At 62.8% G+C, this 21,663-nt stretch carries 21 protein-coding genes; 9 read left to right on the top strand and 12 right to left on the bottom strand.

What is annotated here, in order from left to right; genetic code table 11:
• Positions 1-123 precede the first annotated feature (123 nt).
• A complete protein-coding gene (locus tag ACUN0E_RS32600; RefSeq protein ID WP_445569160.1) occupies positions 124-939 on the bottom strand; it encodes a TetR/AcrR family transcriptional regulator in 816 nt (271 codons plus the stop codon).
• Positions 940-1,088: 149 nt separating this feature from the next.
• Here ACUN0E_RS32600 and ACUN0E_RS32605 point away from each other — a divergent pair, with 149 nt between their 5' ends.
• On the top strand, positions 1,089-2,729 hold the full coding sequence (locus tag ACUN0E_RS32605; RefSeq protein WP_445569161.1) for an ATP-dependent acyl-CoA ligase: 1,641 nt from the start codon (positions 1,089-1,091) through the stop codon (positions 2,727-2,729).
• A 103-nt stretch (positions 2,730-2,832) separates the two neighbouring features.
• Here the strand turns inward: ACUN0E_RS32605 and ACUN0E_RS32610 are convergent, their stop codons facing one another.
• On the bottom strand, positions 2,833-3,633 hold the full coding sequence (locus ACUN0E_RS32610; protein ID WP_445569162.1) for an SDR family NAD(P)-dependent oxidoreductase: 801 nt from the start codon (positions 3,631-3,633) through the stop codon (positions 2,833-2,835).
• Between the two features lie 126 nt (positions 3,634-3,759).
• Here ACUN0E_RS32610 and ACUN0E_RS32615 point away from each other — a divergent pair, with 126 nt between their 5' ends.
• Positions 3,760-4,494 carry a DUF2889 domain-containing protein gene (locus ACUN0E_RS32615; protein WP_445569163.1) on the top strand — a complete coding sequence of 245 codons (735 nt, stop codon included), beginning with the start codon at positions 3,760-3,762 and terminating at the stop codon, positions 4,492-4,494.
• Between the two features lie 87 nt (positions 4,495-4,581).
• Here the strand turns inward: ACUN0E_RS32615 and ACUN0E_RS32620 are convergent, their stop codons facing one another.
• From ACUN0E_RS32620 to ACUN0E_RS32635, 4 genes are all read right to left on the bottom strand, one after another.
• Positions 4,582-5,148 (bottom strand): 3-phenylpropionate/cinnamic acid dioxygenase subunit beta, encoded by a 567-nt coding sequence (locus tag ACUN0E_RS32620; protein WP_408195687.1) that lies wholly within the window; start codon positions 5,146-5,148, stop codon positions 4,582-4,584.
• Between the two features lie 40 nt (positions 5,149-5,188).
• Positions 5,189-6,580: an aromatic ring-hydroxylating dioxygenase subunit alpha gene (locus ACUN0E_RS32625; protein WP_408195686.1), complete on the bottom strand. Its 1,392-nt coding sequence runs from the start codon at positions 6,578-6,580 to the stop codon at positions 5,189-5,191.
• 176 nt (positions 6,581-6,756) lie between these two features.
• Entirely contained in the window at positions 6,757-7,671 is a 915-nt protein-coding gene (locus ACUN0E_RS32630; RefSeq protein WP_445569164.1) for an NAD(P)-dependent oxidoreductase, read from the bottom strand.
• 48 nt (positions 7,672-7,719) lie between these two features.
• Positions 7,720-9,150, bottom strand: a complete 1,431-nt coding sequence (locus tag ACUN0E_RS32635; RefSeq protein WP_408195684.1) for an aldehyde dehydrogenase family protein — start codon at positions 9,148-9,150, stop codon at positions 7,720-7,722.
• 188 nt (positions 9,151-9,338) lie between these two features.
• Between ACUN0E_RS32635 and ACUN0E_RS32640 the strand changes: the two genes are divergently transcribed.
• From ACUN0E_RS32640 to ACUN0E_RS32670, 7 genes are all read left to right on the top strand, one after another.
• Complete coding sequence (locus ACUN0E_RS32640; RefSeq protein WP_445569165.1) at positions 9,339-10,286, top strand: LysR family transcriptional regulator; 948 nt, start codon at positions 9,339-9,341, stop codon at positions 10,284-10,286.
• Positions 10,287-10,421: 135 nt separating this feature from the next.
• Positions 10,422-11,072: an RraA family protein gene (locus tag ACUN0E_RS32645; protein WP_445569166.1), complete on the top strand. Its 651-nt coding sequence runs from the start codon at positions 10,422-10,424 to the stop codon at positions 11,070-11,072.
• Positions 11,073-11,091: 19 nt separating this feature from the next.
• Positions 11,092-11,865: a fumarylacetoacetate hydrolase family protein gene (locus ACUN0E_RS32650; protein ID WP_445569167.1), complete on the top strand. Its 774-nt coding sequence runs from the start codon at positions 11,092-11,094 to the stop codon at positions 11,863-11,865.
• A gap of 41 nt (positions 11,866-11,906) precedes the next feature.
• Positions 11,907-13,385, top strand: a complete 1,479-nt coding sequence (locus ACUN0E_RS32655; protein WP_445569168.1) for an aldehyde dehydrogenase — start codon at positions 11,907-11,909, stop codon at positions 13,383-13,385.
• A 122-nt stretch (positions 13,386-13,507) separates the two neighbouring features.
• The gene (locus tag ACUN0E_RS32660; RefSeq protein WP_445569169.1) at positions 13,508-14,044 is read left to right on the top strand and encodes a phosphonopyruvate decarboxylase; all 537 of its coding nucleotides are present in this window, start codon (positions 13,508-13,510) and stop codon (positions 14,042-14,044) included.
• On the top strand, positions 14,041-14,646 hold the full coding sequence (locus ACUN0E_RS32665) for a thiamine pyrophosphate-dependent enzyme (protein ID WP_408195678.1): 606 nt from the start codon (positions 14,041-14,043) through the stop codon (positions 14,644-14,646). The genes ACUN0E_RS32660 and ACUN0E_RS32665 overlap by 4 nt, the downstream gene beginning before the upstream one ends.
• Before the next feature lie 7 nt (positions 14,647-14,653).
• The gene (locus ACUN0E_RS32670) at positions 14,654-15,523 is read left to right on the top strand and encodes an alpha/beta hydrolase (protein WP_445569170.1); all 870 of its coding nucleotides are present in this window, start codon (positions 14,654-14,656) and stop codon (positions 15,521-15,523) included.
• 60 nt (positions 15,524-15,583) lie between these two features.
• On the opposite strand, the gene ACUN0E_RS32675 is transcribed toward ACUN0E_RS32670, so the two are convergent.
• The 6 genes from ACUN0E_RS32675 to ACUN0E_RS32700 all read right to left on the bottom strand — a co-directional run bounded on the left by ACUN0E_RS32675 (position 15,584) and on the right by ACUN0E_RS32700 (position 21,656).
• Positions 15,584-16,654: an oxygenase gene (locus ACUN0E_RS32675; protein ID WP_445569171.1), complete on the bottom strand. Its 1,071-nt coding sequence runs from the start codon at positions 16,652-16,654 to the stop codon at positions 15,584-15,586.
• Between the two features lie 33 nt (positions 16,655-16,687).
• Positions 16,688-17,632: a Rieske 2Fe-2S domain-containing protein gene (locus tag ACUN0E_RS32680; RefSeq protein WP_408195675.1), complete on the bottom strand. Its 945-nt coding sequence runs from the start codon at positions 17,630-17,632 to the stop codon at positions 16,688-16,690.
• Between the two features lie 112 nt (positions 17,633-17,744).
• Positions 17,745-18,770: an amidohydrolase family protein gene (locus ACUN0E_RS32685; protein WP_408195674.1), complete on the bottom strand. Its 1,026-nt coding sequence runs from the start codon at positions 18,768-18,770 to the stop codon at positions 17,745-17,747.
• A 143-nt stretch (positions 18,771-18,913) separates the two neighbouring features.
• Complete coding sequence (locus ACUN0E_RS32690; RefSeq protein WP_445569172.1) at positions 18,914-19,744, bottom strand: SDR family oxidoreductase; 831 nt, start codon at positions 19,742-19,744, stop codon at positions 18,914-18,916.
• Positions 19,745-19,757: 13 nt separating this feature from the next.
• Positions 19,758-20,528, bottom strand: a complete 771-nt coding sequence (locus ACUN0E_RS32695; RefSeq protein ID WP_445569173.1) for an SDR family NAD(P)-dependent oxidoreductase — start codon at positions 20,526-20,528, stop codon at positions 19,758-19,760.
• 75 nt (positions 20,529-20,603) lie between these two features.
• Positions 20,604-21,656 carry a phosphotransferase family protein gene (locus ACUN0E_RS32700; RefSeq protein WP_445569174.1) on the bottom strand — a complete coding sequence of 351 codons (1,053 nt, stop codon included), beginning with the start codon at positions 21,654-21,656 and terminating at the stop codon, positions 20,604-20,606.
• Positions 21,657-21,663 lie beyond the last annotated feature (7 nt).

A 21,663-nucleotide genomic window follows, 5' to 3' on the forward strand; every position in this document is an offset into this window, starting at 1 on the left:
GCCGTCGGTTTGCTTTCCCTCTCTGTTACCACCGGCATTCCTGCATGGCGACGCGCCGGCCCCGGCGAGAATGCCGGTGGCAAGACGGTCGCCGGGAACCGCGGCGTGCGTGAACGCATAGGCTCAGCGGCGCGCCCGCGTGACGCCACCGAAGCGGATCGAGTCGATGAGACGGCCGATGCGGCGTTGCATCGCGCCCCGCTCGGACTCGCTCGACACGAGGTGTTCGCTCATGACGAAACGGATCAGCAGATCGCAGATCAATTCGCGATCGAGTTTGACGCCCAGACGTTCGTCCCATGCGTCGAACACCGGCGACAGCAAGTCCTGAAAGCGCACCACGGCGTCGTGAAAGATGCGTTTGAAAAAGCGCAGTGCGAACTCCGGTGCAACCAGCAACATGCGCCGGGAATTGCCCGCATCGAGGTAGTCCTGCAGGTAGTTGATGACCACGTCGAAGCGCTCGTCCGGGTCCTGATAGCGCACCAGCAGTTCAGCCAGCGACTTGTGGAAGTTCTCCCGCTTGTGGCGCGAAAACGCTTCGAGCAGTTCGTCCTGCGAGGCGAAATAACGATAGAACGTGCCCCGCGACACGCCCGCCGTCTCGCACACTTCAAGAATCGAAATACGGTCCGCACCCGACTCCAGCACAACCTTTTCCGTCGCGGCAAAGATGTTGTCGATGGTCTGCTCGGAGCGGCGATTGCTGCGCCGGCGGCGTGGAGCCGCGGCGGGTGCTGCGGGCGCGGCGGCAGACGCCGGCGTCACGGCGGGCGCGGCTTGCACGGCAGGCGCGCGGCTCTTGCGTGCCTTTGGCGCTGGCGCCACCGACTGCGCCGCGCTCTTGCCGCTTTTCTCGGCGACGGCGCGTTTCTTCGCCGGTTGTTTGACAGCGATCTTCGAGGTGCCGGCTTTCGATGGAGTGGTCTGTTTAGCCATAAGTTGAATAGTTTTTAGAAAAGTGTGCGGGTTTCCCCGCAGATCAGGATTGGAATACAAACACTAGAATTCAATTCTCGGGTTAGAATTTGTGGGCAGGTCGCCCGGTTCACGCCCAGTTCATTTTCTGAGAGGTTGATATGGCTGGTATGGGAAGAGCAGAGACTTGGTCGCTCGGTGAACAGGACACTGTTATCGCCGCACTCGAGCGCGCCGTCGTGGCGCATCCGGACCGGGTTCTGCTCGACTTTTCGGGTGCGCTCTATACCTACGCGGACGTCGACCGTCTTTCCACGCGCCTCGCCCACTCGCTGGCGTCGCTCGGGGTTCAGGCCGGGCAAACCGTGGTCACGATGCTCGACAACAACGTCGACGCCGTGATCTCGTGGCTCGCGGTCAACAAACTCTGCGCCGTCAGCGTGCCGATCAATACGGCATTGCGCGGTGAATTCCTGCGCCATCAGATCGCCGACGCCGGCGCGCCGCTCGTGATCTGCGAAGCCGACTATCTCGATCGGATAGGCGCCGTGGCGGCGCAACTGTCCGACGTGAAGCAGGTGCTGTATCGCAGCGCCGATGCGGGCGCGACCGCCGTCACCGCCACCCGTTGCGGACCATTGCCGCTCGCGCCGCTCGACGCCCATCGCGGTCATGACGACACGCCCTTCGAGCGCAAGCCGGACCCGCGGGACCTCGCCAGCCTGATCTATACATCCGGCACCACCGGCCCGTCCAAGGGCTGCATGATCAGCTACAACTTCATGTGCAATCTGGCACGCCTGCAATTGCGCGCCGGCCCCGCGAGCGCCAACGACGTGACGATCACGCCACTGCCGCTGTTTCACATGAATGCGCTGGCGGTAGGCATCCTGTCGAATATTCTGGTGGGCGCGCGCGTGGCGATCATCCCGCGTTTCTCGGTGTCCAATTTCTGGCCCGAAGTCGAGCGCAGCGGCGCCACTATCGCGTCGATTCTCGGCGGCATGGGCGGCCTCCTCGCCAATGCGCCGGATAACGAGGCGGCAAAGCGCTGCTTCGGCCAGATTCATACGGTGCGCGGCAATCCGTTCACAGAAGAAAACAAGAAGGTCTGGCGCGAGCGCTTCGGCGCCAGGCAGGTCGGCGGCAACGGCTACGGCCTCACGGAAGCATGCGTGATCACTTCGCTGCCGGGTGGCGAATACGCGGCGCCTGGGTCGTCCGGCAAACGCATAGCCGACTTCGACGTGCGAATCGTCGACGATCTCGACCGCGAGCTGCCGGCCAATACGCCGGGCGAAATCGTCTGCCGTCCGCTGCGACCGGACATCATGTTCATGGGCTACTGGCGCCGTCCCGAGGAGACGCTGAAGCTGATGCGCAACATGTGGTTCCATACCGGAGATATAGGCAAGTTCGACGACGATGGATTTTTCTATTTCGTAGACCGCAAAAAAGACTATTTGCGCCGCCGTGGCGAAAATATTTCCAGCTTTGAGATGGAATCGGCCTTTGCGCGCCACCCCGATATCGCCGAGGTTGCGGTCCATGCCGTGCCATCGGACAAAGGCGAGGACGACGTCAAAGTCACCGCCATTCTGAATCCGGGTGCCGCGCTCACCGCCGAGACCCTGTTCCACTGGGCTACCGACGCCGTTCCATATTACGCCCTGCCACGCTACATCGAGTTTCGCGAGACGCTGCCCAAGAACCCGCAAGGCCGCATTCTGAAGTATCAGCTGCGCGATGAGGGCAAGACGGCGTCCACCTGGGATATCGAGGCGACCGACATCAAGGTGGCCAAACGCTGACCGTGTTCAGTTTCTTCAGTGACTAGCAGTAAAGGGGCCCGCGGGGCCCCTTTGCTTTATATACGACCCGCTTTCGTACTCAGCCGCGTGCCCGGCACATCACTCAGTACTCGCGCACAGGCACATTGGCCGGCCGCGAGTTGTAGCCCGGCAGATGCAGACCGCCATCCACATGCAATGTTTCTCCGGTGATGAAGCGCGACATCTCCGAAGACAGGAACACCGCAGCCGGCCCAATATCTTCTTCCGGATCGCCGCAGCGACCGAGCGGACGCGCCGCGGCCGAACGTTCGGCAAAACCCGGATTTTCTTCCGCCAGCTTGAAGAACGTCGCACCCATCGCCGTCGGCGCAATTGCGTTCACCGTGATATTGAAGCGCCCCCATTCCGAGGCCGCGCTGCGTGTCAGACCGACGATGCCCGACTTGGCGGTATTGTAATCGGCATGCAACCACGCGCCGGTCTCGGTGTCGATCGAATAGAAGTTGACGATGCGGCCCCAGCGGCGCTCGCGCATATGCGGCATCACCGCGCGCATGGCCCACCAGGTGGCCCACAGCGACGACGTCAGGGTTTGCTGCAACATCTCGTCGGTCTTGTCTTCGAACAGTACGTTGGGCGTGGGAATGAAGGCGTTGTTCACCAGAATGTCGATGCTACCGAAGTGCGCCACCGTGCTCTGCACGGCTGCCTCTAGCGAAGCCTTGCTGGTTACGTCGGTCTTGACGAACAGCGCACGGCCGCCGATCTCCCTGATTTCGCGCTCGACCTGCAAGCCGGTTTTCTCGTCGATCTCGGCAATCACCACGGCCGCGCCTTCTCGCGCGAAGGCCCGTGCAACGCCGCGGCCGATGCCGCCGCCGGCGCCCGTGACGAAACCCACCCTCTCCTTAAGCAATGCCATGCCGACGCCTCTTGTTTATTGAACATAATCTGCGATATCGTACACTTTAAGAATAAAAGTGTCAGTATTTTGCAGTCCGCAATTGCGCATTGCCACTGTTTTCCCGTTGTTTTCGAGGGTTCTTTCATGTTCAGGCGTCGCATCGTCATCAGCAGTCACATCGGCACGTCGCAGCGCGTCACGCGCGCGGCACTCGAAGACGACTTCCACCACTTTCGGGTCGAAGTCGCTAGCGCGCATGGACAAGCGACGCGCATTGCCGCCGCGTCACCCCGCCGGCCCTATACGCTGTGTGCGCAAGCCGCCGGGCAATTGCAGGCGCTGGTCGGCATGACATTGACGCAAACAGCCCACGAAGTCACGCGCGTGGCGGATGCCAGCGAGCAATGCACTCATCTGTTCGAACTCTCCGGATTGGCGATCGCGGCAGCGGCGCGCGGTACATTGCGGCGTCAATACGACGTCGAGGTGCCGACGCGCGTGGATGATCGCACGCACCCGGTGCTCGCACGCGACGGCGTCCCCTTGCTGGAATGGAATGTTGTCGGCACGGTGATTCAGGGACCGCCACCGTATGCGGGCATCGATCTGTATCACGGCATGGCGCGCTGGGCGCTGACTACGCTGCCAGGCGAGGAGGCCGAAGCGGCGCTGGTTCTCAGACGCGCGACCGGCATCGCCAAAGGACGTGGCAGGAATCTCGACGCACAAGTACATGCACGTCCTAACGGCAACTGCTTTGCCCAGCAGCCCGTGCGAGCCGAACAGGCGATTCGCATCGTGGGTTCGACCCTGGACTTTGCCGCGCGCCCCGCCGACCTGTGCGCGGACGACCTGGCATGGCTGGCCTTCGACGAATGAGCCACTGAGCATCGTCCGCCATAAAAAAAGCCCCCGGAAACAGGGGGCAACTTCCTTGGCTCGCGAAGCCTCGAGAAACGGTAACGACTATAGAAAGATCGCCAGATTCGGCGTGCCGAGTACGGCCTGATCGAGAATGATCTCGCGGCGCGCCAGCTTGAACGTTTCGCCGCTGCGGCGGAGCACGTCATGGCGCTCGCCGCTGATCAGATCCAGTTCGTCGAAATTAAAACGGCTGCGCGTCACCAGCAGATTGCTGCGCACCACGTATTCACCGGCCGACTCGCCTTCGTACACCAGCACGTTGGTCACGAGCCGGTGCGTGCGCGACGGCGGGTCTTCCGCCCACGCGCTCTTGGTGCCCGTGAGGCGCATGATCCGGCCCATGATCGAGCGATAGTTGTCGTGATAGTGCTGCATCGTGCGGATGACCGACGACTCATGCTGTGCATACGGCCGTGTTTGCCGCAGCGGCGCCGCGTAGACGAGATCGGTGGCGAGCGTTGCGCCCCATTCTTCCAGGCGAATCTCGTCGAGCAGCACCGCCTCGTCGTACAGGAACTCGACCACCGCGTTATATACGGCTGAACCGAGCGGCACGCGAGCACGTTGCGGCGTTGCGGCCTGTTGTACGGCTTCTTTTACTTCGCTCATCACACTGTCTCCTTGAGTGGCTTTGATTGGCGCGCGGCGCTCAACTTTCCGAGGTCATCAGTTCGCGCCAGTGCAACCACCAGTGCCATTGCGTGTCGTCCTTCGTGAAGCCTTCGTTGACCAAGCCCGGACCCGGCCAGCCTGCCGGTGCGCCGGTTTCGTAGATCGCCTGATACTTGAGCGTCTGCTTTTTGCCCTGCGCGCCCTTCGCCGCGAGCGTCATATGCGGCCACGTGTCGGAGTCGTCCTGCTCGACCATCCCCGACGTGCCGAACAACTGGATGGTCTGCTTGAGCATCTGCTCGCGCACCTCGGGCGGACAGTCCTTTTCCGCGAAGACCCAGTTGACGAACTCGAGCTTGTCCGGTCCGCGCGGAATATAGGCGTGCAGCGTGATCGAGCCGATCACCGAGCCGTCGGCCTGCGGAATATAGAGGAAGCCGAACAGCACGTTCGGGAACATGCCGCCCACTTGTGGCGGCATCGAAGTCTGCACCTGCAATTGGCCTTCGTTCAGATTGCGCTTGAGCTGGCTGACCATTTCCCTGGTCATGCCCGCGGGCGGCAGCACGTCGAGCTTCTGTTCGACCGTCAACTGATCCGGATCGAGCCCGGTCAGACGGCGAATCTTGCGGCCGAGGTCGATGCAGCGCAGCGCATGGCCGTGCGGCGAACTGATTTCGACGCCGTACATCTCCGGGCTCAAATCGCCGCCCTTTTCGTCTTTCTTCGAATACGCACCCACTTCGCCGAGCCAGCGGTGCAAGGTCAGCGTGTGATAACCGTCGCCCGACGACTGTTCGCCGGCCGTCTTCCAGTTGGCGCGCACGATGAAGCGCTGCGGCGGCCCGAGCACTTCGATGCCCCTGTCGCTGCGTTTGAACAGCATGTCGTAATACCACTTCGCATCGCCAAGGAATTCCTCGAACGACGGGCCGTTCAGATTCCAGGTCGCGAAGATCAGACCGCCGTACAGCGTCATCCGCGCCTTTTTCAGCGATAGCTCGTCTTTGCTGCGAATCTTGCCATGCATGCATTCCTTCTCGACCGGCGCGCCGAGGAACTGACCGTTCGGACGAAACGCCCAGCCGTGGTAGATGCAGGTGTGGATCTGCGTGTTGCCGGCGTCTAGCGTGGAAACACGCATGCCGCGGTGCGAGCACACGTTCAGCATGACGTGAATCTCGCCGCTCTTGTCGCGCGTGACCAGCACCGAGTCCGACCCCATGTCGCGGACCATGAAGTCGCCGGAGTTCGGAATTTCGCTTTCATGGCCAAGCAGCAGCCACGTCTTGCCGAAAATCCGCTCCATCTCCAACTCATATAGTTCGGGGTCCGAGAGAGCGCGCATCTGCACCTCCCGCGTTTCGACGTTCACCAGATCAGCGACCTTGGTGCCGTCCGCCAGTGTGGGACTGGTCTGCGTCAACATGCTTGTCTCCTTGACTTACCCTTCGTGGGGTTAAGTTGTTAATATAAACACTTTTACTATCTGTGTACATATTTTGAGTTTTTGATCCGGATAATCCCCTACGGGTGCGAAGCGGGCACGTTCATACCTGGTCGCGCCCAGTCTTCGTCATGAGTCGGCAAGCCATGTCTTTATGTTCAGGAAGCGGTCCAGCCCTTTGGCACGCGCGCCCTGTCGATCTTCGCCAGATCGCAGATCGCGTCGGCAATGCCGGAAAAGTCGATGCGGCCATACTCACTGGCCCGCGCGAGACTGAACGACTCGAACACGGCCGCCGCCACCGGCATCGGCACCTTCGCTGCGTGCGCGGCGCCGAGTACCAGCGCCATGTCCTTGTGCGCGAGATCGATCGTGAAGCCCGGCGTGGTGTCGCCCGCGAGCACCTTGTTCGGGAAGTTCATCCGCAATTGGCCATTGCTCGCCGAGGTGCCGTAGAGCACCTGCAGCGTCTTCGTGATGTCGAGGCCGAAGCGCTGCGACAACGCAAGCGCCTCCGCATTCACCTGGCACAGCGTAACGGCGACATAGTTGTTGACCAGCTTGGTGCGCCCACCGGTGCCGACGGCCCCGCAATGATAGACGGTGGTGCCCATCGCGTCGAGCAAGGGTTTGACGCGAGCGAAATCCGCATCACTCGCCCCCACCATAAACAGCGATTCCCCGCGGTCCGCATGCTCGGCGAGACGGCCGACCGGCGCGTCCACCACCGAGAGACCATGCTCGCGCGCGCGCACTTCCAGCCGGTCAGTGGCGAGCGGATCGATCGTGCTCATATCGAGCAGCACGCTGCCGCGCGCGGCGTTGGCGAAGATGCCGTCGGCGCCCAGCGCAACCTGTTCCACTTCCACCGAACTCGGCAGCATCGTCACGACAATCGAACAATCCCGTGCGATCTGCGCAACGCTTTCGCCGGCGCGTGCACCGAGCTCCACCAGTTCCGCCACGGCCGCGCGGTTCAAATCCATCACGACCAATTCGAAGCCCTGCTTGCGCAGGTTGGCCGCCATCGGCTTGCCCATGCGGCCGAGGCCGATAAATCCGATCTTTTCCATCACTCAGGTCCTGTTGTCGTCCATCGTTATCAGAAAGGGCTGGCCGGTTCAATAACCGACGTAGGCCGTTTTGCTGTTCGTGTAGAAATCCACCGCGTAGGTGCCCTGCTCACGCTGACCGTAGCTCGACGCCTTGGTGCCGCCGAACGGCACGTGATAGTCGAGGCCCGCCGTCGGCAGGTTGATCATCGCGAGGCCGCTTCTGACGTGCTGTCGGAAGTGGCTCGCGTACTTGTGCGAGGTCGTGCAGATGCCCGCCGAGAGGCCGTATTCGGTGTCGTTGGCGAGCGCCAGTGCTTCGTCGTAACCCGACGCGCGGATGACCGTCGCGAACGGGCCGAACACTTCCTCCCGGTTGATGCGCATGCTGTTCGACGTGGCGGTCATCAGCGCGGGCTGCATGAAGAAGCCGGGCGTACCGGGCTGCAACAACTGGCCGCCTTCGACCAGCTCCGCGCCTTCGTCACGTCCGGCCTGGATATAGCCTTGCACCATGTCCAGCTGGCGCTGATTGATGAGCGGGCCGATGTCCGTGCCGACTGTCAGCGCGTGGCCGACCTTCAGCGAGCGCATACGGCTGCGCAATGCGTCGACGAAACGATCATGGATCGCATCGGTCACGATCAGACGGCTCGATGCGGTGCAACGCTGTCCCGCCGAAAAGAAAGATCCGTTCAGCGCACATTCCACGGCGACACCGAGATCGGCATCGTCAAGAACGACGAGCGGATTCTTGCCGCCCATCTCCAGCTGGACCCGCACCATGTTGGCGATCGCGCTTTGCGCGAGACGCCGGCCGGTGCGCACGCTGCCGGTAAAACTCAGCGCGTCGACACCTTCGACAAGCGCCTCACCGGCATCCGCACCGCGTCCGTTGATCAGATTCGCGACGCCGGTCGGCAGGCCATTGCGCTCCAGCACGCGAAACAGTTCCCACGCCACGCCCGGCGTTTCTTCCGAGGGCTTGAGCACGGCGGTGTTGCCGAATGCGAGCGCCGGCGCGAGTTTCCACGCGGCAATTGCAATGGGGAAATTCCACGGTGTGATCAACGCGACGACACCGACCGGTTCGCGGCTGATCTGGACATTGATGTTGGGACGTACCGACGGCAGGTTCTCGCCGCCGTAACGCACGGCTTCTCCGGCAAAGAACTGAAAGATCTGACTGGCGCGCAATACTTCGCCGATGCCTTCCGCGCGCGTCTTGCCTGCTTCACGCGAGACCAGCTCGCCGATTTCCTCCTTGCGGGCCGCGAGTTCGATCGACGTCTTCAGCAGAAGGTCGCTGCGCACCTGAGTCGTCGTGGCGCTCCAGGCGGGTTGTGCCGCGCGCGCGGCCGCGACTGCTTCACGCATTTGCGTCGCATCCGCGAGCGCGTAATGCCCGATGCTTTCACGTGTATCCGACGGATTGATGCTCTCGATCGAACTCGATCCTTCGCACCATTCCCCGCCGATAAGGTTGGGCTTCACTGTCATGTGGCTTGTCTCCGATATGCGCAGCATTCGCGTAAACGCTCGGCTGAACGCGATGGTGTTATGGCAGGGAGTCATCTTAGAATTGCGTGCAATTCGCTGTCGAATGACAAAAACTGATCGCCGTATCACGCACTGACATGCGTGCTTTTCGTTTGCGTTCAGCGTGTGTTTGAACTACCGGACTTGCTATGGACATTCGCCAGATCCGCACTTTCCTTGCGATCGCCGACACGGGAAGCGCGACGCGCGCGGCCGAGTTGCTGCACATCGTGCAACCGGCGGTATCGCGGCAATTGAAGCTGTTGGAGGACGACGTTGGTGCGCCGTTGTTCGAACGCGATCGTCGCGGCATGCAGTTGACGGACGCCGGATTGATCCTGCTCGATCGCGCGCGGCGGGCATTGCGTGAGTTGGAGACCGCCCAGCAGGAAATCCGGCCGACGCCCGGGCTCGTGTCCGGCGCGGTGAGTTTAGGTTTGCTGCCCAGCAGCTGCGAGTTGCTGACTGCACCGCTGGTGGGTGCCTTGCAGCGCGCGTTTCCGCAGATACGGGTCTCGCTGTCGGTCGGCTATACCGATCATTTGCTGCGCTGGCTCGAGAGTGGCGAGATCGACGCAGCGCTGCTGTACGACCCCACGGCTTCGCCTGCTCTTGATGTTCAGCCTTTGGTCGAAGAGTCGTTGAGCCTTGTCGGGCTGGCGTCGATGGGTCTGGGCGACGACTATCCCGTTTCCGTTGCGGCACTTGGAGAATCGCCGCTAGTTTTGCCGAGTGCGCCGCATCGGTTACGGAGTCTGGTCGAGCATGCTTGCGCTGTCGCCGGCGTCAGGATCACCCTGGCTGCCGAGACCAATGCCTTGAGTGTGCAGAAGGCGCTAGTCGCGCAGGGATACGGCGCGAGTGTGATGCCTCGTGTTGCCGTTCAGCAGGATATCGAACGCGGCGTGTTCAGCGCGGCGCGTATCGATGGGGAGGCTTTTCTCAGGCGCATTTACCTGGCCATGCCTACGACGCGAAGGTCTTCCACCGCCGTTCGATGTGCCACCAGTGTGTTGCAGAACTGCGTGAAAGACATCGCTTGTGGCGGTGAGTGGAAGGGAGCCCGATGGATTGGATCCAGCCATACCCGGGACTGATGGCTACATCAAATTTTGTGATTCGACATGCCGCCGGCGCGGCTCCTAGAATCCCTTAGCCACGGATGCGCCGCCAGGCGACAAGACACCGCACGCGCTCATCCGCGTTTCCGCCCTTTGGCAAAGAGAACTCCAATGACCTCACTCGCCGATCAACTGGCCACCTGCAACACCCCTGGTCTTTTCGATGTCCTGCGCATCCACGGTCTGCCCGTCCACGAATTGCCGCGCAACATCAAGGGCCTTGCACCCAATATGAAGCTCGCCGGGCCGGTATTTACCGTTACCGGCCGCGCCGATCCGACCATCTCGGTCAGCGAATCGCTCGAACTCTTCATCTCCAGAGTTCTCTCAGGCGCGCCGCGCGATCACGTCGTTGTGTGCCAGCCACATGACCACGCGCGCTCGGCGATGGGCGATCTCGCCGCCGAGGCCCTCAAGCAGCGCGGCATCCGCGGTTACTACATCGACGGCGGTTCACGCGATGCGGACGAAATCGAAGCCATCGGCTTTCCGGTTTTCGCCCGCTATACCAGCCCGATCGACATCGTCGGCAGCTGGCGCCTGGAAGCCACCGATGTGCCGGTGGTCATCGGCGGTGTCACGGTGTCGCCGGGCGACTACCTGCTTGGCGATCGCGACGGCACGCTTCTGATCGAGCGCGAACACGCGGAGTTCGTCATCACCGAAACGGTCAAGACCATGAGCACGGATTCACGCATGCGTACCGCCATTCGCGGTGGACGCGATCCATATGACGCCTTCCTCGAGTTCGGCAAGCTGTAGAAGACCCTCAGGACACCCCATGAAAATCGCCCGCTATCGTCTGCATGACGCCGTTCACTATGGTGTGCTCGAAGGCGAGCATCTGGAGCGCCTGAGCGGCTCGCCCTTCGATGGCATCACACCGGCAGGCCGGGCGGATGCGTTGACCGACGTGACACTCCTCTGCCCGCTGCCTGCCCCGCGACTATTCGCGGTCGGCATGAATTACGTCGGCCACATCGCCGAGGCCGGCGCGAAGACACCCGAGATTCCGCAATTTTTCATGATGCCGACGACGGCGGCAATCGGCCCGAAGGAAGCCATCGTCCGGCCGCGCGAGGCCCAGGTGGTCCATCACGAGGCGGAGCTGGCCATCGTGATCGGCAAAAAGGGCCGTCGCATCGATATCGGCCATGCGCTCGACTACGTGTTCGGCTACACTTGCGCGAACGACGTGAGCGAGCGCGTGATCCAGAACCGCGAAATGGGTTATGGCTGTTTGCTGGTCGGCAAGGCCTTCGATACCTTTTGCCCACTCGGCCCCATCATCGCCACGGGACTCGACGCCGGCAAATTGCGCGTGCAGTCGAGCGTCAATGGCACCCAACGCCAGGACGGCAACACGTCGGATCTGCTCTTCCCCGTGCCCTTCATCGTGTCCTATTTGAGTCAGGCGATCACCCTGCTGCCCGGTGACGTAATCCTCACCGGCACGCCATCCGGCGTCGGCCCGCTCAATGGCGGCGACGTCTGCGAAATCACGATCGAAGGCATCGGCACGCTGAGCAATCCGGTGATCGACGAAGCCGCTTGAGCGGGCTCACCGCTACGCCCTCTTTCGAAACAGGAATCGACATGCAACGCTACGTGCATTACATCGACGGCCGGGATGCGCCGCCGCAAAGCCAACGCTGGTTCGAATCGCACAACCCGTACACCGGCGACGCATGGGCGGAAATCGCCGAAGGCTCCGCCGGCGACGCCGATCTTGCCGTGCAAGCCGCGCACCGCGCCTTTACGAGCGGCGCATGGCCGCAATTGACTGCAACGCAACGCGGCGAGTTGTTGCGCCGGCTGGGCGATCTGATCGCACGTGACGCGCAGAAACTCGCCGCGATCGAAGTGCGCGACAACGGCAAGCTGCTTGCCGAAATGGCCGGACAACTGAACTACATCCCGCAGTGGTTCTATTACTTCGGCGGTCTCGCGGACAAGATCGAAGGCAGCGTGATCCCGCTCGACAAAAAAGGCTTCTTCAACTTCACACGCCATGAGCCGCTCGGCGTGGTCGCGGCAATTACGCCCTGGAACTCGCCGTTGCTGCTCACCGCATGGAAGATCGCGCCGGCGCTGGCCGCGGGCTGCACCGTCGTGATCAAGCCGTCTGAATTCACTTCGGCCTCCACGCTGGAGTTCGTCAAACTGTTCGCCGAAGCCGGCTTTCCGGCTGGCGTCGTCAATATCGTGACCGGCTTTGGGCGCGATGTGGGCGCGGCCCTCGTCGAGCATCCGCTGGTGCGAAAAATAACCTTCACCGGCGCGGACAGCACTGGCCGCGCGATCAACGAAACCGCCGCGCGTCACTTCAAGCACGTGAGTCTGGAACTGGGCGGCAAGTCGCCGAACATCGTGTTCGCCGATGCAAATCTCGACGACGCGGTCAACGGCGCGGTCGCCGGCATCTTTGCCGCGACCGGGCAAACCTGCATTGCCGGATCACGGCTGCTGCTGCAGGAGTCGATCTACGACACATTCGTCGAGCGATTGGTGAATCTCGCCCGCACGGCGCGGATGGGCGATCCGATGTCGCAGGATACGCAGGTCGGTCCGATCACCACGCGTCCGCAGTACGACAAGGTCCTGCGCTACATCGATACCGCGCAGTCCGAGGGCGCCACGCTCCTGCTCGGCGGCAAGGCCGGCACGCGGCCCGAATGCGGACGCGGCTGGTTCGTCGAACCGACTATTTTCGGCGACGTCGACAACAGCATGCGCATTGCCCAGGAAGAGGTGTTCGGCCCGGTCCTCTCAATCATCCGATTCAGGGACGAAGACGACGCGCTGCACATTGCCAACGACGTGCGCTTCGGACTCGGTTCGGGGGTCTGGACATCGGACATTGGCCGCGCGTTTCGCGTGTCGGAGCGGCTACAGGCCGGCACCGTCTGGGTCAACGCCTATCGTGCTGTCAGCTTCATGTCGCCGTTCGGCGGCTATAAGGATTCCGGCCTGGGGCGCGAAAACGGCGCACAGGCAATTCACGAATACCTGCAAACCAAGAGCGTGTGGATCAACACGGGCGCGGGCAGCGCCAATCCGTTCGTGATGCGCTGAGGGCGCGAGGCGCCGCTCGCGTCCATGCCAAAAGCTGATATCTCCAGCAACCTTTGTTATTGGCGCGGCACCCGCCTCTCGCCCTAGCATAGCGCTACACATTCACGGATTCACGAGGAGACATGAGCACAACCGAGTCGCCAGTATCGAACTGGCAGGAGAGCATTTTCTCCATTCTGAAGAGCGGCGGCGTGCGCCAGGTCGCTTATGTGCCGGATGCCGGCCACGCGCATGTGATTAGCCGCGTCCAGCAGGACCCGCAGATGCGCGACATCGTGCTCACCACCGAAGAGGAAGGCGTCGCGCTCACGAGCGGCGCCTGGCTCGGCGGCCAGCGGGCGGTGCTGCTGATGCAAAGCAGTGGCGTGGGCAATTGCGTGAACATGTTTTCGCTGTTGCAGAGCTGTCGCTTCCCGTTTCTCACCCTGGTGACGATGCGCGGCGAGTATGCCGAGTTCAACCCGTGGCAATGCCCGATGGGCCAGGCGACGCAGGCGGCGCTCGAACTGATGGGGATCACCGTCCTGCGCGCCTCGACGCCCGACGAAGTCGAAGACATGGTGTCCGCCGGTCTCGACGCAGCCTTCGAAGGCGGTCAGCAAGTTGCCGTGCTGCTGTCGCAGCGCCTCATCGGACGCAAAAAGTGGGAACGCAAATGAACACCTCCTCTTCCATCGCTTCTTCCGCGTCGATCGATCGCCGCGAATTCGTCGCGCGTCTGCTCGCGTTGTGCCCGAACGCGCTGGTCGTAACGGGTCTCGGTTCGCCGACTTACGATGTGTTCGCGTCAGGCGACTCGGACCGTTATTTCTATCTCTGGGGCGCGATGGGCGGTTCGACCTCGATTGCGTTGGGGCTCGCGCTCGCTCAACCGGAGCGCCCCGTGCTAGCGATAACCGGTGACGGCGAACAATTGATGGGCGTGGGCAGCCTCGCGACCGCCGGTGCACAGCAGCCGCCCAATCTGTCCGTGGTCGTACTGGACAACGGCCACTTCGGCGAAACCGGCATGCAGCGCAGCCATAGCAGTCTTGGGACAAAGCTCGCGCAGGTGGCGCGGGCATGCGGCATCGAACAGGCTGCCGAAATTCATTCGCTCGACGGCGTCGAGGCACTGGCCGCCCGGATCAACGCGCGTGCAGGACTGAACTTCGCGCAGGTGCATATCAAGCCGGACGAGTTGCCGCGCGCGTTGCCCTCACGCGACGGTGTCTTCGTGAAGAATCGCTTCCGCCAGGCGCTCGGCTTCGCTCCGCTGTGACCACGCCATGACTCTGCCCACGACGACGCCGCTGTCCGCCGAACTCGAAGCGCAATACAACATGCGCCTGCTGCGCCCCGATTTCGAGGCCGGCCTGCTGCAGGAATGGCTGGCACGTTCAGCCATATCCAGGCGCTTGCCGGGCGCGCAACTGGATGTGGCGTACGGCGCGGGCGAACGGGATCGTCTGGACTACTTTCCCGCCGCGTCCGCCGATGCGCCGCTGCTGATCTTCTTTCATGGCGGCTTCTGGCAACGCGGCGACAAGTCGGTGTACAGCTTCGTGGCCGAGCCGTTCGTGGCCGCGGGCGTGTCGGTCGTACTCGTGAATTACACGCTGTGTCCGGCGGTTTCGGTCAAGCAGATCGTCGCGCAGTCGCAACGGGCGCTGGCGTGGCTGTGGCGTCATGCCGGCGAGCTCGGGTGCTCGCGCGAGCGCTGGTTCGTCAGCGGCCATTCGGCGGGCGGCCACCTGGCTGCACGAATGATGGCCACGCACTGGGATACGCTCGGCGATGATTTACCGAAACCGATGCTCAGCGGCGCGATCCTGATCTCGGCGCTGTTCGACCTGGAGCCACTGTGCGACACCTCGATTAACGAAGGCCTGCGGCTCGATCGAAAGCAGGCACGCGCCGTGAGTGCGCTACGTCACTCGCCCGCGACCGACGCGCCACAACTGATCGCGGTCGGCGGCGCAGAGACGGCGGCGTTTCATCAGCAGGCCCGCGCTTACGAAACGGCATTCGGCAATGCACAACGCTTCGTGCCGCATTATCGAATCGATCACTGCGATCATTTCGACGTGGTACAGGCCTTCGCGAACCGCGCGCATCCGTTCTTCGAACTCTGTCGCGAGTTCGTCCGCGCGCGCTAGCAAAGTACGCGGGCGTCATGCATGCCCGCGGTTCTTTTCAACGCTCGCCCGCGAGCCGTGTCAATCCACCATCCCGAGCAGCGCTCGGATATCGCGTCCCGGTTCCGCGTCCGATCCGTACGAGAAGTCGCCGCGCGCCTGCCGTTGCACCAGTTGATCCATCAGGAAACGATAGCGCGTACCCGGTGCGTCGAAACGTGAATGCAGATCGAGTCGGTCGTCCGGATCGAAATAACGCTCGTTTTGCGGCCGGATCACCGAGTTGTCCTGCGGCTGGATCACGAACGCGATTCGCGGCATCACATAGCGCAATGGAACCGGCGCTGCCGTCGTATTGAAGGTGACGTCGCAGCGTGAGCGATGGCGGCCCACCGGCACGAACGGCTGCAGATTCGGCACGTCGTAGCCGGGCCTGAAACGCGGATAGGAAATGCATACGTTGCTGCGCAAATGCACGTGTAGCACCGCACGAAAATCCTGGTACTTCGCACGCACGCCGCCGACCCAGCGCATGATCGGCGCAACCGACTTCTGCGTGACGATGCGGGTGCGCGTAACCGTCTCCGACGTCCATTCCGTTTCGACGACGTCGGACTCGGACGCGCCGTCACCGATCGTATTCGCATGCAGAAAATCGGCATGCGTGAGATCGATCAGGTTTTCGATCGAGAGTGCCGAGGTCGAATCGAAGCGCACCGTGCGTTGCGTATAACCAGGCAAGCTGCCGTCGAGCGGCAAAAACGGAATGTGCGGCAGCAATTGCTCGTCGGCGTTATCCGGACTGCCGTACCACGCCCAGATATAGCCATAGCGCTCCATCACCGGATAGAAACCCGAGCCGCCAGTGAACGCGCTGGCCTGCGCACAGCGCTGGTCCAGTTGCTCAGGGCGGAATTCGGCGGCGAAAGGCTTACCCGCGTGGTCCCGCCACAGAAAATACGGCTGCGAATGAACGATGCGGCGAATCGGCTTCGCCACCACGTCACGGCTATGCGAGACCGGAAACCAGGCGTCGCGCAAATCGTAGTTGAGCGGTGTCCAATCGCGGCGCGCGGGTCTGGATGGTGTGGCTGCGGGGCCGGCCGCGGCATTGGCCGTATCGGCGGCGAGTGTTTCGGTGACGGCATTCATCGTGCGATGCTCCTTGTCGAAATGGGAAACAACTCAGGCGGCCTCGCTCAAAGGCGCACGCCGCGCGGCGCGTGCCGCGGCCAGATCACGCGACGGCGCCACCAGCAACGCAGCCAGCATGGCGCCGTCGATCATAGGTTGGATCCGGAACGGCGCGCGTGCGCGAGCCCGGGCGATATGCCAGCGCAGCGGCGCGCCGGCCACGCGCGTATCGTGTCTGAAGCCGCGCCAGCACAGGCTGGTGGTGCCGCGCCGATTAGCACTGGAGGCGATGCACAAGGTCACGAGCGGCATTTCGTCCGCGTCCAGCAGTTCGACGCTGATCGTGCCGCCCTCGAGCGGCACCGCCGTGCGCACAATCAGCGGATGATCGATGACGAAAGCCGGCGGCAACATCCGCGTGTTCCACACCGCGCCGCGATCGACCACGAGACGCCCTGCTTCCACGCGTGGGTCGCCGAGGAAGAAATCGGTCATACGCACGCTGCCGAATTCGAGCAGGCATTCGGGGCCGTCCAGCATCGCCGCGAGATATTCGTCGTGCGCGATGTTGACTACCGCGGCGCCGCTGAACTCGGTACCCTGCGGCTGATAGTCCACGCCCGGCAGCGGCGAGTCGACGGGGTTGCCCTCGCCTAACCACACGTGCACGAAGCCATTGCTTTCGGCAACCCGATAGGCCCGCGCGCCGTAACGCGACGGCACGCGCTCGTCCTCACGCAGATTCGGAATCGTGGCGCACATCCCGGTCGTGCCGTTGAAGGTCCAGCCGTGATATCCGCATTGCAGTCCCTTCGGCGTGACCGTGCCGAGTGCAAGCGGCACGCGCCGATGCGGACACCGATCCTCCAGCGCGCACAGTTCACCCGCCGTATTGCGAAACAACACCAGTGCCTCACCATTGCACATCACCGCGAGCGGCTTCTCGCCGTTCACTGACTCGCGAAGGGCCGCCGTCCACCAGTTGCCTGTCGTCATGCGCGTGTCTCCGTCTTTTTTATGGGGTACAGTCGGCACGGCGCCACGAGGCACCGTGCCGTTGCGCGTTGCAGACTTCTTTGCGCGCTTTGCTTCTTCCCGCGCTACTGCTTCAGGCGGCGACCTGCTCGCTGACGTCGAGCTTCAGCAACTTGATGGCATTGCCGCTGCGGATTTTCTCGCGATCCGTCTCCGATAGCCCGAGGCCTTCGGTCAGATCGCCGTGCTCGTACGCGCCGCCGAAGTTCGTGCCGTATACCAGGTTATCCACGCCGACCACTTCCACCACGCCGCGCCGCAAGCCGGTTGCGTGCACATCGAGGTCGAAGTAGAAGTTCGGCAGATAGTCCATTACCGGACGCTTGTTGCGCGAGTCCGGCGCCATCACGCGGTTGAGATCGTTCAGACGTCCAAGCTGGAAAATTGCCATGCCGCCTGCGTGCGTGATGTAGGTCTTCAGGCCGGGGAACGTATCGAGCGCGCCGCCGTTGATCAGATTCCAGAAGAACAGCGTTTCGTCGAAGCAATCGCCGACGATCGAGGTGGTTTCGAACTTGTCGTCGGTATGCTTTTCGCCCCAGTAAATCGACTGGTTGAAGCCGTGAACCATGATCGGCGCATCGAGTTTTTCGAGCTGTTCCCATACCGGGAACAACTCTTCGCTATACGCTTCCAGACCGTTGAAGTTGGCGCCGCCCACGCACACGCCCTTGGCACCGAGTTGCGTCACCGCGCGATCTATTTCCCGTGCGGCCTCGACCGGATTGGCAAGGTTCGCATGCGCCCAGAACGCAAAATGTTCCGGGTCCTTTGCGCAGAAGGCCGAGAGTTCGTCGTTACAGATGCGCGCGTATTCGTCGCCGAATTCGCCGGCCCAGTACATGAACGCATGCGACGGCGTGGACAGTACCAACTTGTCGACACCGCGCTCGGTCATCAGCTTGCGGCGCGTTTCATGGGTCATGCGCGCGAGCAGGTTTGCTTCGGCTTCGTCGTCGTCGCGCGCTTTCGACGGCTGCGTCGTGCCGAGCGAAAAATGACCGACGGTCAGTCCTTTGGTCTTCATGAAGGGGCCCCAGAACTCGTGGCGCTTGAGCATCGCGGGGGTGAAAAGATGGGCGTGGACGTCGATCAGCATGGGTCTTTCTCCTGTATGGCGGGGTATGGCCGTGTACGAATGCCGTCGCAACGCGAATGTCATGCGGGCGGGCGGCGCGATGTTCGAAATGCACGCGCGGCGCATTAATGCGCGGCGCGCTCTGCTCCATTGGTTCGATCTGTTCAGTCGCTTCGATCTGTTGCGCGAGGCATGCTTCCCATGAAACCCGCCGCGCGCTGGTGAAACTGGCCGCTGCCGGATGCGCCCGTCACCGTCACGCCGGAATCGACTACCAGCGTGTGCGCGGTGACATGGCGTGCATCGTCGCTTGCCAGGTAGACGAGCGCGGCGGCGATTTCCTCGGGCATCAGCGGCGTGCCGAGCGGTGATGCCGTGGCGGCTGCGTCAAGCGCGGCTTCGAGACTGCCGCGGCCCTGCACGATCATGTCGGTGACGGTCGTACCCGGGGCCACCGCGTTGACGCGCACGCCGTGAGGTGCGAGTTCCGAGGCCGCTGATCGCGTGAGTCCGATCACACCGTGTTTGGCTGCGGTGTACGCATGCGGCCCGAGACCGCCGATGACACCGGCAGTACTCGCCACCGACAGAATGCAGCCGCCCTTTTGCCGCACCATCGCGCGACCGGCATGCTTGATACCGTAAAACACGCTATCGAGCAGCACAGCAAGGGTGGCGTGCCAGGCAGCGGCGTCGGTCTCGAGAATTGAGCCGAACGCACCCACCAATCCCGCGTTGTTCACCATACAGTCGAGCCGGCCATGCCGTTGCAATGCATGCTCGACCGCCTGAGCGACCTGCGCTTCAACGCTCACGTCGGTGCGCACGAACGATGCATTCGCCAGTTCGTGCGCCAGAGAAGCACCGGCGTCGACGTCGATATCGGCCAGCACTACCGTGGCGCCTTCCGCCGACATGCGCCGTGCCGTCGCCGCGCCTATGCCACTGGCGGCACCGGTGATCAGCGCGACCTGGCCTTGCAGACGTTCAGTCATCGCGTGCCCGCGCTCAAGGAATCATCAGACCGCCGTCTACCGCCAGCGTCTGTCCGGTGATGAAGTTCGCGCCGTCGCTGACGAGAAAGAGCAGCACGGGCGCCATCGCTGTGTCGGGATCGCCAAGGCGCCCGCCGAGCGGAATCTGCTGCGCCATGAAAACGTCGTGCGCGGCGAGTTGTTCGGCATCCAGCCGGGCGCGGAACTTCTCGTACATCGGGGTCCACATGGCGGGCGCCAATGCATTGACCGTGATGCGGTACTTGCCCCACTCCTTCGCCGCCGTGCGAGTCCAGCCGAGCACCGCCGCCTTGGCCGCCGAATAATGCGCGAGCCCCGGCACGCCCATCACGCCCGCCGCCGACGCGAAATTGATAATGTGCCCGCCGTGTTCTTTCAAATGCGCGAAAGCGGCCTGATTGGTGTTGAGCGTGCCGCGCGCGTTGACGTCGAACATCAGGTCCCAATCTTCCTGAGTGATCGATTCCGCCGGCGATTTACGCTCAACGCCAGCGATATTCACGAGCGCATCGAGGCCGCCGATGCGCTCCACCGCCGCGCTGAAAGCGTCGTCGACTTGCGCGCGCTGGCTCACGTTGCAGCGGAAATAATGCGCCTCTCCCGGACCCTTTGCGGATGCCTCAGCGGCGATGCTGCGACCCGCTTCGTCGTTCAGATCGAGTGCCGCCACTTTCGCGCCCGCAGCAACCAGCGCCTTGACGGCACTCGCGCCGATGCCGCTCGCTGAGCCCGTCACGATCACGCGTTTGTTCTGGATATCCATGTCTGTCTCCGTGTTTCCGTTCTGTTCCGTTCTGTTCATATCGAATGCGCTATGCGCCGCCGGAGGTGGCGTCTGTCACGCCAGTTGCGCAATCAGATCTTTGGCCTGCCCGAGCAGGCGCACAGCCGACGCATGATGCTTGCTACCCAGTTCCGCCGATGACTTGCCCGCGCACGACCGCGCATAACTTCCCTCGAGCAGGATGCCGAGTTTGAAGCGCGCGAGCACGACGTACCAATCGATCGCAGATAAGTCACGATCGCTGCGCTCGCGGTAATAGCCGACCAGTTCGGCCGCGCTCGGAAAACCGAGCCACGGTGTGACGCGAATCGTTCCCGCACCTTGACCTTCGGCATTCGGCCATGTGGCCACCAGCCAGCCGAGATCGAGCAAAGGATCGCCTACAGTGGCCAGCTCCCAATCGATAATCGCCGCGAGTTCGGCCGAGTCATTGCGAAACATCACGTTAGCCAGATGAAAATCGCCATGCAGAATGCCGGTGCGCGACGGCGCGGGACGATTCGCTTCCAGCCACTCCGCGACCTCGACGACGCCCGGCAGCGAAGCGGGACCGGGCCAGCCCGCATGCACCTGATAATGCTCCAGTTGCGCGTGCCAACGCGCAACCTGGCGTTCGAGGAAGCCCTGCGGCTTGCCGAAGTCGCCGAGACCGACCGCCAATGGGTCGACTTCGCCGAGCCGCAGCAGCGCATCGACCATCGAATAGCCCATGCGTTGCTGCGCTTGCGGCTGCGCATGAAAATCCGGCAGCGCCGCCGCCGAAGCGTTGAAGCCCGCCACCGGCGCCATCAGGTAGAACGGTGCGCCGAGCACGGCATCGTCGGTACAGGATCCGAACAACGCTGGATGCGGCACCGCGGTGCCTGCCAATGCGCCTAGCACACGCGCCTCGCGAGCGATGGTCGCGCACACTTCCGGCCGTGCGTGCAAGGGCGGCCGGCGCAGGACGAATTCGCGCGCCCCGCGTCTGAAGCGCAACAGGATGTTTTGCGTGCCACCCGTGAGCGGCTGCGCGTCGGCAATCGGTCCGCTTTCGAGTGACTGCGCATCCATCCATTGCGTGAGCCGCTCGAGGTCCACGGCCGCTTGCCAGGCGGAATTCGTCATCACGTAC

The organism is Paraburkholderia sp. D1E (assembly GCF_052682275.1).

Coding starts and splice junctions, on each gene's coding strand:
- ACUN0E_RS32690 (WP_445569172.1), bottom strand. CDS start 19,744: ATGACTGAACGTCTGCAAGGCCAGGTCGCGCTGATCACCGGTGCCGCC.
- ACUN0E_RS32640 (WP_445569165.1), top strand. CDS start 9,339: ATGGACATTCGCCAGATCCGCACTTTCCTTGCGATCGCCGACACGGGA.
- ACUN0E_RS32660 (WP_445569169.1), top strand. CDS start 13,508: ATGAGCACAACCGAGTCGCCAGTATCGAACTGGCAGGAGAGCATTTTC.
- ACUN0E_RS32695 (WP_445569173.1), bottom strand. CDS start 20,528: ATGGATATCCAGAACAAACGCGTGATCGTGACGGGCTCAGCGAGCGGC.
- ACUN0E_RS32665 (WP_408195678.1), top strand. CDS start 14,041: ATGAACACCTCCTCTTCCATCGCTTCTTCCGCGTCGATCGATCGCCGC.
- ACUN0E_RS32655 (WP_445569168.1), top strand. CDS start 11,907: ATGCAACGCTACGTGCATTACATCGACGGCCGGGATGCGCCGCCGCAA.
- ACUN0E_RS32680 (WP_408195675.1), bottom strand. CDS start 17,632: ATGACGACAGGCAACTGGTGGACGGCGGCCCTTCGCGAGTCAGTGAAC.
- ACUN0E_RS32650 (WP_445569167.1), top strand. CDS start 11,092: ATGAAAATCGCCCGCTATCGTCTGCATGACGCCGTTCACTATGGTGTG.
- ACUN0E_RS32625 (WP_408195686.1), bottom strand. CDS start 6,580: ATGTTGACGCAGACCAGTCCCACACTGGCGGACGGCACCAAGGTCGCT.
- ACUN0E_RS32645 (WP_445569166.1), top strand. CDS start 10,422: ATGACCTCACTCGCCGATCAACTGGCCACCTGCAACACCCCTGGTCTT.
- ACUN0E_RS32600 (WP_445569160.1), bottom strand. CDS start 939: ATGGCTAAACAGACCACTCCATCGAAAGCCGGCACCTCGAAGATCGCT.
- ACUN0E_RS32635 (WP_408195684.1), bottom strand. CDS start 9,150: ATGACAGTGAAGCCCAACCTTATCGGCGGGGAATGGTGCGAAGGATCG.
- ACUN0E_RS32675 (WP_445569171.1), bottom strand. CDS start 16,654: ATGAATGCCGTCACCGAAACACTCGCCGCCGATACGGCCAATGCCGCG.
- ACUN0E_RS32700 (WP_445569174.1), bottom strand. CDS start 21,656: ATGACGAATTCCGCCTGGCAAGCGGCCGTGGACCTCGAGCGGCTCACG.
- ACUN0E_RS32630 (WP_445569164.1), bottom strand. CDS start 7,671: ATGGAAAAGATCGGATTTATCGGCCTCGGCCGCATGGGCAAGCCGATG.
- ACUN0E_RS32605 (WP_445569161.1), top strand. CDS start 1,089: ATGGGAAGAGCAGAGACTTGGTCGCTCGGTGAACAGGACACTGTTATC.
- ACUN0E_RS32615 (WP_445569163.1), top strand. CDS start 3,760: ATGTTCAGGCGTCGCATCGTCATCAGCAGTCACATCGGCACGTCGCAG.
- ACUN0E_RS32610 (WP_445569162.1), bottom strand. CDS start 3,633: ATGGCATTGCTTAAGGAGAGGGTGGGTTTCGTCACGGGCGCCGGCGGC.
- ACUN0E_RS32670 (WP_445569170.1), top strand. CDS start 14,654: ATGACTCTGCCCACGACGACGCCGCTGTCCGCCGAACTCGAAGCGCAA.
- ACUN0E_RS32685 (WP_408195674.1), bottom strand. CDS start 18,770: ATGCTGATCGACGTCCACGCCCATCTTTTCACCCCCGCGATGCTCAAG.
- ACUN0E_RS32620 (WP_408195687.1), bottom strand. CDS start 5,148: ATGAGCGAAGTAAAAGAAGCCGTACAACAGGCCGCAACGCCGCAACGT.